Source organism: Mediterraneibacter glycyrrhizinilyticus (assembly GCF_015560805.1).
GTDB classification, from domain to species: domain Bacteria; phylum Bacillota; class Clostridia; order Lachnospirales; family Lachnospiraceae; genus Schaedlerella; species Schaedlerella glycyrrhizinilytica_A.
Genome location: NZ_JADMSO010000002.1, coordinates 363431 through 374001, shown reverse-complemented (window position 1 = coordinate 374001; position 10571 = coordinate 363431). Strand labels below are relative to the sequence as shown.

Below are 10571 nucleotides of genomic sequence, written 5' to 3'. Positions count from 1 at the left end.
CCGGTAAAGTGCTTCGTTCGACTTGCATGTGTTAAGCACGCCGCCAGCGTTCATCCTGAGCCAGGATCAAACTCTCGCATAAAGAACTTGGATTTGGTCTTTTCAAATCCTACGTTCGTTTGCGCTCCGCATGTTCTTAGTGAGGTATTCCCGAACTTAGAACTGTCAGAGCTTCTTGTTTGTCTTGGTCAAGAATCGCTGCTAGCAATTCTTTTCCTTTTTTACTGTTTGGTTTGTTTCAAACCGTTCTTAAAAATCTTCTCTTAAGAAATTTTCAAGGATCTGTTGTCTATTGTTCAGTTATCAAGGTTCTTTGTTTTTGCTATCTGTTCAAGCAACAGCTTTAATAGACTATCACATCGTTTCCTGTTTGTCAACAACTTTTTTCAAGTTCTTTCATTCAGCCTCGATGTTTGCCGCCGGATGATCCAGGATCACATCTTCTGTACTCCTCTGTACTTACGGTTTCCAGAACGAAACATCCCCTTTGTATCCCAGCGGCAGCCAAGCCCCGGTCTGCAAATCTTTTTTGTTTTGTTCCTGTCCCCTCAGCGACGAAGACTATCTTACCATCGTCTCCATTAATTGTCAACGTTTTTCTTGTTTTTTATTTATTTCATGCAATTCAGACAATAATAGGATTTCCCGGTTTTAAACGGAATAATTGTCGCATTTTTCTTCTGTTGCCGAGTTTATTTGATTATTTCGGATAAAGAGACTCTCTTCATTCTATTTCTAACACAGTAAATACATTTTCATAAAAATCAAAAAAAGAGAACAGCATTCTTCTTTCTTGAAGTTACTGCTCTCTTTCTCTGATTTTTCTTTCTTTTTTACTCTACTCTTCACTCTGAGAGTTGCTCTGTTTCAGATTCTATTCCTCTGGATTTTCTGTATCCGAATCATTTTCACTCTGACTGTTTTCCCCTGTATCTGCTTCAGCAGCCTCTCCTTTGGAAGCACTTCTATTCGGACTGCTTCCATTCAAAGAAAGTACTGTATTCGCTTTTTCATCTTTCTTATATTCGACAGTCACTTCATCGCCGACATCATATTTGATAATATCGATGAAATCTACCACTGACACGTCAAAAATATCTTCCGATCCTTCCAGCATAATATAATAGTGAGAATTTCCCTCTATGACACCTTGAGCGATCTTGGAAATCTTTGCAGTCATCGTCTCAACTTCCCGGTTATCCGGCTCATCCACTTTAATTCCGTTTTGGTACATCAGTTCCGTATAAACTTCCTCACATTCACTGACCGTATCTCCAATCGCAACGATCTGATATTTCTGCACATTTACCATTGCATACTTTTTCACCAGCCCTGCATCATCTTTCAGTGCGATAAAATATGTCGGCTCTCCGGAAATATTTAACAGAAGCGGGAATGTAGCCACATATTTCAGATTCTGCACCTGACCTTCCGCTGAAGACATTGCGGACGCCTCGGTTGCACCTTCGATCGCATAGAATTTCGTTTCCATTGTACGCTGGTTCATCAATACAAATCCAACATTTGACTGGTCTCCGCTTACAGATGTTACGCCTGTATATACCCAAACATCATCGTCGATCGCAAGATAGTTATATCCATTTGTAGTGATCAGACAGTCTTTCTGCCCCAGAATACTATTGAAATATCCATGTTTTAATGTTCCGTAATAGTCATACAACTGTACCAGCAGATCAGCCGAATATGCATGGTCGATCCATTCCGGAACTTCATCGATCGCATAATCTTCTGTTTCTCCCGTAACAGCATTGCAAAGTACAACTCTGCCCACGGTCACACCGCCAAACAGACCGATATTATACTTCTTCACCGGACATACCCAGTACGGTACACCCTCTTCATCAATTTCAAAACTCAGATCATCAAAAATATAAGTCGGATATTTAAAACGAAGATGACGATAAATATTCCGGTTAAAATGATCGCTTGTCGTATATTTCATTCCCTCTTTAAGCTTCACCAACTCAGTATTCTGTGTCGCCATATCAATCTTTACATATGCCGGAATTCCATCTTTCTGGTTCGTAAACCATTTGATCAGATTCGCATAACGAAGCGGTGATACTCTCACCGGCTGATCCTGATAGTTGATCTGACTATATAATTCATCCACTTCAAACTGAGAAACCATATCTACCATGCTTCCCATTTTACGATTTCCAAGAAGTGTTGCAGAATCTTTATCCAGAAGAGGGATCTGATCAAACGATAGTTCTTCAATATCTTTTGTAAATTCTCCCTCTTCCACCTTTAAAAGCTGCTGGTATTTTTTTGCATTGATGATCGGTGAAGACAACAGACTTCCGATCAAATATGCTCCCACAACCAAAACACCGGCTGCCACGATCACTTTAAATCCTTTCAGCCTCTTTAATTCAAAACGTGTTGGTTTCTTCTTTCCGAGATACACTGCCGCCACGATCAGCACGACAATGATCATAAACATCCACAGATCCGAGGAATGGATATTCACTGCCGGAAGTGCCACATAGTAATACACTGCCGCAAATACCAGAGCCGCGATCACTGCGACCAGCTTCATTTTTCCTTTTTTCATACTTTGTCCCTTTCTTTTTACAAATCTGCTGTTTTCCCCCTCTTCTGTATCTGTGCCGTCCTTTTCCACCTCTTTCCATTTATGATAAACCACCCTAAAATCTGCGTCTCCAAAGTTCCGGTGACATCAAAAGCAGATATGGGAAGATTTCCAAACGTCCCAACAACATATCCATGCAAAATACAAGTTTTGACAACGGCGAGAACATATGGAAATTTTCCACCGGTCCCACCATGGAAATTCCCGGTCCGACATTATTTAGTGTTGTCAGTACCGAACTGAATGTTGTGGCAAAATCAAAATTATTGATCGAAACAAGCAGGATTGACACCATCATCACAAGAATGTAGCTGATAAAATAGATGTAAACGCTCCGTATCGTATCATTCCCCACACGTTTTCCATTGATCTTTACGATCGTTACTGCTTTCGGATGCAGCATTCTTCTTACTTCCTGCTTGATACTTTTCACAAGGATCAAAAAACGAGATACTTTGATTCCGCCTCCGGTAGATCCGGCACACGCTCCGATCACCATGATCCCTAATAATACAACCTTGGACAATTCGGGCCACAGGTTAAAATCCGCTGTACAAAATCCCGTTGTCGTGATCACAGACGCAACCTGAAACGACGCATACCGGAATGCATGCACGATATTTCCATAAATGCCGAGAATATTAACAGTTACGATCGCAACCGCTCCTGCAATGATCCCAAGATATGCATGAAGTTCTTCATTTTTCAATGCATCTTTCCAATTCTTCAGTCGGATCAGGAAATACAGATTAAAGTTTACTCCAAATAAAATCATAAATACCGTGATCACACCGTCGATATAGGCACTGTCATAATACGCCACACTGGCATTTCGATTAGAAAATCCTCCGGTTCCCGCCGTACTGAATGAATGAAGCAGCGCATCATAAAAACTCATTCCGCCGAACATCAAAAACACTACTTCCGCCGCTGTAAGCACAAAATACATCAAATAAAGGATCCTAGCCGTCGCTCTCGCTTTCGGCACCAGTTTATCCGCTTCCGGTCCCGGTACTTCCGCACGCATCAGGTGCATGGAATGCTCATCATCCAGAGAAGTGAGCATCATAACGAATACAAGCACACCCATTCCGCCGATCCAGTGAGTCAGACTCCTCCAAAAAGCCACACCTTTCGGAAGAGCTTCAATATCTGTGAGAATAGTAGATCCTGTTGTCGTGAATCCGGACACGGTTTCAAAAAATGCATCCACATAACTTGGAATGCTTCCGGTCAGCACAAATGGCAGTGCTCCAAATAAAGACCAGAGAATCCAGGCCAGCCCGACAATCACAAGTCCCTCTTTCGCGTAAATAACTTTGTTTTCCGGTCTTTTTCTTCCGAAAATGAAGAAAATAGCGCCAAGAACCGCACTGACGATCAAAAACTGAATAACGTCGCTTTCCCCATAGAGGAATGCAACGAATGCCGGAATCAAAAGGACCGCCCCCTCTACTCCGAGCATTTTTGCAATAATATATACAATCATCTTGTTATTCATGTCTGCACCTACAACAAAATCTCTTCAATATCCTGAATCTGCTTTTCCATAGTAACTACGATCACATTGTCTCCAACCCGGATACAATCATCCCCACTCGGATAGATGATCTTCCGATTTCTGACGATACAGGCAATCAGATTATTAGATTTCAGAGACAGTTCTTTCAGAGGTATATCTGTGTATCTTGTCTTCGCCTTGATCGCAAATTCCAGTGCTTCCACTTTTCCATCTACAAGCTGATACATCGTCTCCACATTAGCGCTTCCCTGAGAATTTCTTCTTGCACGGACATAGCTTAAGATTGCATCTGCAGTCGCAGTTTTAGCCGACACGACACTGTCCAGTCCGAAATCCTCTACCATCCGCGCCCGTCTTTCTTCATTGATCTTCACGATCACTTTCGGAACCTGCTGACTTTGCGCGAACAATGCCATAATGATATTTTCCTCATCCATTCCGGTCAACGCAATAAATGCATCTGTCTCTTCGATACCTTCTTCGATCAGCAGATCATGATCCGATGCATCACCGTTGATGATCGTTACTTTCGGAAGGATCTCGCAGAGATTTTCACATTTTTCCGAATCTTTTTCAATAATCTTCACCTGCATCCCCATGTTGCAGAGCCGTGTCGCCAGATAATAGCTGACCCGTCCGCCTCCGCAGATCAGAACCCGCCTGATCTTTGTCTGTGCTTTTTTATGCCCCAGCGTCTTAAAGAAATCATTGATCTCTGCATGGGATGCCGCCATATGCAGACGGTCGCCTGACTGCATCACATATTCCCCATCCGGGATAAACACATCGCTTTCTCTTTCCACTGCACACACAAGCACTTTAATCTGATACTTTGCATACATTTGCGCCAACGACATACCAACCAGGGAACTGTCTCTGATCACCGGAAATTCGATCAACTCCACTCTTCCTTTGACAAACGTCTCAACCTTGCTTGCCGATGGCACTAAAAGCAGCCGGGAAATCTCTCCGGCCACAGTCATTTCCGGATTCACTGCCATACTCAGATGAAGGTCTTCTTTCAGAATATCAATCTGCTTAAAATAAATCGGATTACGCACTCTGGCAATCGTATGTCTTGCCCCCAGTCTGCGCGCGATCAGACAACTCAGCATATTGCATTCATCTGTGGAAGTACATGCGATCACAAGGTCTGCCTCCGGAACTCCTGCGCTTTTCTGTACTTCAACACTTCCACCCTCTCCGGTTACACAGAATACATCCAGACGGTTCATCGCTTCACCGAGCTTTTTCTCATTACTGTCGATCAGAACAATATCATAATCTTCTTCCGACAGCTTTTTGGCAAGCATATAGCCTACCTTACCGTCCCCGATAATGACAATCTTCATTTTTCTTTTCCTCTTCTTTTTTACTCTGTAACTGTCCAATCGGGACAATCATTCCCCCAATTGGACAGTAGAAGAATTATAACACCTTTATATAGAAAGTACAATCCTTTTCCCTTTTAAAACAACGTCTGAAAATCCCCCGAAAAATAAAGCGAGAAATCCGATGCGGTATTCGCCCAATCACCGGAAGTGCCAAAAGGCACATTCCGGGATTGTAAGCAGTCGCCAAGGTCCCGGGCAAGCCCGGACTTTGGCTCGTCACCTATACCAAAAAAGCAGTGCCGTCAAGCATCTGGCACTGCTTTTTACTCTGCATAAAATTATACGTCCTCTTTTATTCCTACTCTTCTTCTGAACGTGCTGCGATCTCTTTTTCCTGTACATCTGACGGTGCCTGCTCATACCTTGCAAAACTGTACTCATAAGTGCCTCTTCCCCCCGTCATAGAACGGAGCACCGTACAATATCCAAACAATCCTGTCATTGGAATATCCGCTTCGATCACCTGCTTTCCGCCCATCAGCGGGTTCATACCGAGCACTCTTCCCCGTCTCTTATTCAGATCTCCCATCACATCACCTGTATAGCTGTCCGGAACGGTCACTTTTAATGAAGCGATCGGTTCTAACAGGACAGGATGTGCTTCCATAAATCCTTTCTTAAATGCCTGCACAGTTGCCGTCTTAAATGCCATTTCTGAAGAATCTACCGGATGATAAGATCCATCATAAAGTGTTGCTTTCACACCTACTACCGGATACCCTGCCAGAGGACCTTTTACAACAGAATCCTGAAGCCCCTTTTCCACTGCCGGGAAATAATTCTTCGGAACCGCTCCGCCTACGACCTCTTCTTCAAATACATACGGAGTTTCCAGATCTCCCGACGGCTCAAACCGCATCTTAACATGACCGTACTGTCCATGTCCTCCGGATTGTTTCTTATATTTCATATCCACATCGGAATTCTTCCGGATCGTCTCGCGGAATGCCACTTTCGGAGTTTCCAGTGTGATCTCGACTTTATATCTTGCCGCGATCTTACTTGCCGCGATCTCAAGATGCTGATCACCCATACCATACAGAAGCGACTGCCGGTTTTCACTGTCGTTGACCGCTTTTAACGTCACATCTTCTGCCATCATCTTCGCAAGCGCCTGAGATACTTTGTCTTCATCCCCCTTATTCTTCACAACGTATCTCATATATGTATACGGCGAGGAATAATCTGTCTTCTGATATAAAATCTGTGTATTCTTCGTGGAGAGCGTATCCCCGGTCTTTGTACTTGCCAATTTGGCGATAGCGCCAATGTCACCTGCAAACAATTCGGTTACTTCCGTCGGTTTATTGCCGCACATCGTATAAAGTTTGCCCGGCTTCTCCTCCGCATCTGCCCCCGCGTTATAAAGAACATCGTCTCCTTTAAGCACGCCGGAACACACTTTCACAAATGAGTACTTTCCGATAAACGGGTCTACCATCGTCTTGAACACATAAGCACTCTTTGCTTTTGCAAAATCATAATTTGCTTCAAACATATCATTGGTTGTCCGGTTCAATCCCACACATTTTCTCTTATCCGGACTCGGGAAGAAACGGACAATATCGGAAAGCAGATTTGCCACGCCCTGCGCCTGGATATTCGATCCCATCGCTACCGGAACGATGTCGCCGTCCATTACCTCTGTACGCATCGCTGCACGGATCTCTTCGATTGAAAACTCTTCGCCGTTAAAATAGCGCTCCATAAATTCTTCGCTCGTCTCTGCTACCGCTTCCATCAGGGAATCTCTCAAAATCTGTAAGTTCGGAAGACAATAATCCGGGATCTCACATTCTTCTCTCTGTCCGATATCAGTGTATCTGCGTCCCGCATTCTTGATCACGTTGATATAACCTACCAGTTTTTCATTCTCACGGATCGGCTGGAAATGCGGAGCGATCTTCTTTCCATAACGCGCTGTCAGATCTTCCACAATCTGACGGAAGCTTGCATCGTCCACATCCATCTCTGTCACATAGACCATACGAGGAAGATTGTACTTATCACAAAGTTCCCATGCCTTTTCCGTACCAACCTGAACACCGGCTTTTCCCGACACTACAATAACAGCGGCATCCGCTGCACTGACGGCTTCTTCTACTTCTCCTACAAAATCAAAATATCCGGGAGTATCCAAAATATTGATCTTAGCTTTTTCCCACTCGATCGGTACGACACTTGTACTGATTGAAAATCCACGCTTCTGCTCTTCTTTATCAAAGTCGCTGACTGTATTGGCTTCTGAAATCTTTCCCATACGATTGGCTGCTCCTGATACATAAAGCATCGCCTCTGTCAGACTTGTCTTACCGCTTCCGCCATGTCCTAACAAAACCACGTTTCTAATCTCATCTGTTCTGTAAACCTTCATGCTGCTGCCTCCTTGCGTGTCTTTTTCTGTGCGCCCTTAACGTTCTCACAGCGCAAACAAATTATGTATATATTGTACTAAATTTCTATTTACATTACAACTATTTTATGAATTTTTCACAATATATTATTTCGTTTTCTACTCGACTTTTTTCTTTACTATCACACTTTAAAGTGATAGAATATTTTTATATATGCCGTATCGGCAGAAAGACGAGGAACAGACTATGACTACAAAACGTATCGGCTTCATCGGACTCGGACTGATCGGAGGATCGATCGCCAAAGCGATCCGCCAATATTATCCGGATTACGAACTTCTTGCATTTGATAAAAATAAAGAAACTCTGGCGCTTGCAGTTCAGGAGGGAACGATCCACACCGCCTGCACTTCCATCGACGATCATTTTCAGAACTGCGCTTATATCTTTTTATGCGCACCGATCGCTTATAATACCGCTTATTTAAGCCAACTGAAACCATATATCACAGGTAACTGCATTTTAACAGATGTCGGAAGTGTCAAAACATCCATCCATGAAGAAGTCATCGCGCTTCAAATGGAAGAGCATTTCATCGGCGGACATCCGATGGCCGGTTCGGAAAAAAGTGGTTTTGTCAATGCAAAAGCACATCTGATTGAAAATGCCTACTATATTATCACGCCGTCCGCCAAAGTTTCCGGTGAAAAAGTCACAGAATATAAGACATTTATCGAATCACTTAAGGCGCTGCCGATCCTTTTGGATTATCAAAAACATGACGCCGTCACCGGGACGATCAGCCATCTTCCGCACATTCTGGCTTCTGGTCTCGTCAATTTTGTGCGCGAGACCGACACCGAAGATGAACTGATGAAGCAGCTTGCCGCCGGCGGATTTAAAGATATCACGCGGATCGCATCTTCCTCTCCGGTCATGTGGCAGCAGATCTGTCTGAAAAACCGGGAAAACATCTCCCGGATCCTCAGCGCATATATCGAAACATTAAATCAGGCGAAACTGGCGATCGACACCGGTGCGGAAAAAGCTCTTTATTCCTTTTTTGAAACATCCCGCGACTACCGGAACTCCATGCCGAACAGTTCCGCAGGACCGATCAAAAAGCAGTTTGCCATCTACTGTGACATCATTGACGAGACCGGAGGAATCGCCACGATCGCAACGATCCTTGCCAGCAATATGATCAGTATCAAAAATATCGGGATCGTCCACAACCGGGAATTTGAAGAGGGTGTGCTCCGGATCGAATTTTATGATGAAGATTCTTCAGCAAAAGCCGCCGCTCTTCTGCAGAAATACCGTTATATCGTCTATGAAATTTAAGAAAGAGAGAAGAAATATGATTGAATTAGCTGCCGTTACCGGCTTAAAAGGTAAAGTAACTGTTCCGGGAGACAAGTCCATATCCCATCGTTGTATTATGTTTGGTTCCATTGCCAAAGGCAAAACTGTCGTACGCAATTTTCTGCAAGGCGCAGACTGTCGTGCCACGATCCATTGTTTCCGTAATCTCGGGATCGAAATTGAGGATCGGAATGATTCGGTCATCGTGTATGGAAAGGGGCTTCACGGTCTGCAGGCGCCCACACGTCTTTTGGATGTGGGCAACAGCGGCACAACCACCCGCCTGATCGCAGGGATCCTTGCCGGGCAGCCATTTGATTCTAAGATTTCCGGCGATGATTCCTTAAATTCCCGTCCAATGAAGAGGATCATCGAACCTCTGACAGAAATGGGGGCAGATATCACAAGTATTCTGCACAACGGATGCGCGCCTCTGTATATCACACCGGCTGCGCTGCACGGAATCCATTATGATTCCCCGGTTGCCTCAGCACAGGTCAAATCCTGTATTCTGCTCGCCGGGCTTTATGCCGACGGAGAAACAACAGTGACAGAACCTGCACTTTCCAGAAATCATACAGAGTTGATGCTAAGAGAATTCGGAGCGGATATCCGTTTTACACATGCATTGGACAGTACAAAAGCCACCGCATCCATCCGCCCCTGCGAAGAGCTTTACGGACAAAATATCACTGTTCCGGGAGACATTTCCTCCGCTGCCTATTTTATCGCAGCCGGACTGCTTGTTCCGGATTCCGAAATTTTAGTGCAGAATGTCGGCATCAATCCCACTCGGGCCGGGCTTTTGAAAGTCTGCGAAGATATGGGCGGCGACATTACACTTTTGAATGAGCGGACGGAGGGCGGCGAGCCGATCGCCGACATTCTGGTTCGCACAAGCAGCCTGCACGGTACAACGATCCAGGGTGATCTGATCCCGACTCTGATCGATGAGATCCCGATGATTGCTGTCATGGCATCACAAGCCGAGGGCACCACGATCATCAAAGACGCAGCCGAACTGAAAGTGAAAGAAACCGATCGGATCGAAACGATCACAGATAACCTAAAGGCAATGGGATGTGATATTACCCCGACCGAAGACGGTATGATCATCCACGGCGGTTCCTTGCTGCACGGCGCTACAATCCATACACTTCTGGATCACCGCATCGCCATGGCATTCAGCATCGCCGCCCTGATCGCCGACGGTACGACGAAGATACTGGACAGCCAGTGTGTGGATGTGTCTTATCCGAACTTTTATGATACGTTTGAAAATCTGTTATAACTCTTCCGTAATACAGAAGACTGCATAT

The 10571-nt window shown here is 44.5% G+C and carries 6 protein-coding genes and 1 rRNA gene; 2 read left to right on the top strand and 5 right to left on the bottom strand.

The annotated features are described in order from the left end of the window. The 5 genes from I2H87_RS03665 to I2H87_RS03645 form a co-directional block, all read right to left on the bottom strand. Positions 1 to 82: ribosomal RNA gene (locus I2H87_RS03665) — 16S ribosomal RNA — on the bottom strand; the annotation flags it as partial. Positions 83 to 874: 792 nt separating this feature from the next. Further along, a complete protein-coding gene (locus I2H87_RS03660; RefSeq protein ID WP_044954853.1) occupies positions 875 to 2578 on the bottom strand; it encodes a hypothetical protein in 1704 nt (567 codons plus the stop codon). A gap of 94 nt (positions 2579 to 2672) precedes the next feature. Then, positions 2673 to 4118, bottom strand: coding sequence for a TrkH family potassium uptake protein (locus tag I2H87_RS03655; protein WP_195609350.1), 1446 nt, complete (start codon positions 4116 to 4118; stop codon positions 2673 to 2675). An 8-nt stretch (positions 4119 to 4126) separates the two neighbouring features. Next, entirely contained in the window at positions 4127 to 5491 is a 1365-nt protein-coding gene (gene trkA, locus I2H87_RS03650) for a Trk system potassium transporter TrkA (protein ID WP_195609349.1), read from the bottom strand. A gap of 340 nt (positions 5492 to 5831) precedes the next feature. Beyond that, complete coding sequence (locus I2H87_RS03645) at positions 5832 to 7907, bottom strand: elongation factor G (RefSeq protein WP_195609348.1); 2076 nt, start codon at positions 7905 to 7907, stop codon at positions 5832 to 5834. 226 nt (positions 7908 to 8133) lie between these two features. Here I2H87_RS03645 and I2H87_RS03640 point away from each other — a divergent pair, with 226 nt between their 5' ends. Both I2H87_RS03640 and aroA read left to right on the top strand, forming a co-directional pair. After that, positions 8134 to 9231, top strand: a complete 1098-nt coding sequence (locus I2H87_RS03640; protein ID WP_195609347.1) for a prephenate dehydrogenase — start codon at positions 8134 to 8136, stop codon at positions 9229 to 9231. Positions 9232 to 9250: 19 nt separating this feature from the next. Further along, positions 9251 to 10543 carry a 3-phosphoshikimate 1-carboxyvinyltransferase gene (gene aroA, locus I2H87_RS03635; RefSeq protein ID WP_195609362.1) on the top strand — a complete coding sequence of 431 codons (1293 nt, stop codon included), beginning with the start codon at positions 9251 to 9253 and terminating at the stop codon, positions 10541 to 10543. Positions 10544 to 10571: the final 28 nt, after the last annotated feature.

Bases quoted from the DNA above. Each gene is read 5' to 3' on its own strand.
- I2H87_RS03660 (WP_044954853.1), bottom strand. From the start codon at position 2,578: ATGAAAAAAGGAAAAATGAAGCTGGTCGCAGTGATCGCGGCTCTGGTA.
- I2H87_RS03640 (WP_195609347.1), top strand. From the start codon at position 8,134: ATGACTACAAAACGTATCGGCTTCATCGGACTCGGACTGATCGGAGGA.
- trkA (WP_195609349.1), bottom strand. From the start codon at position 5,491: ATGAAGATTGTCATTATCGGGGACGGTAAGGTAGGCTATATGCTTGCC.
- I2H87_RS03655 (WP_195609350.1), bottom strand. From the start codon at position 4,118: ATGAATAACAAGATGATTGTATATATTATTGCAAAAATGCTCGGAGTA.
- I2H87_RS03645 (WP_195609348.1), bottom strand. From the start codon at position 7,907: ATGAAGGTTTACAGAACAGATGAGATTAGAAACGTGGTTTTGTTAGGA.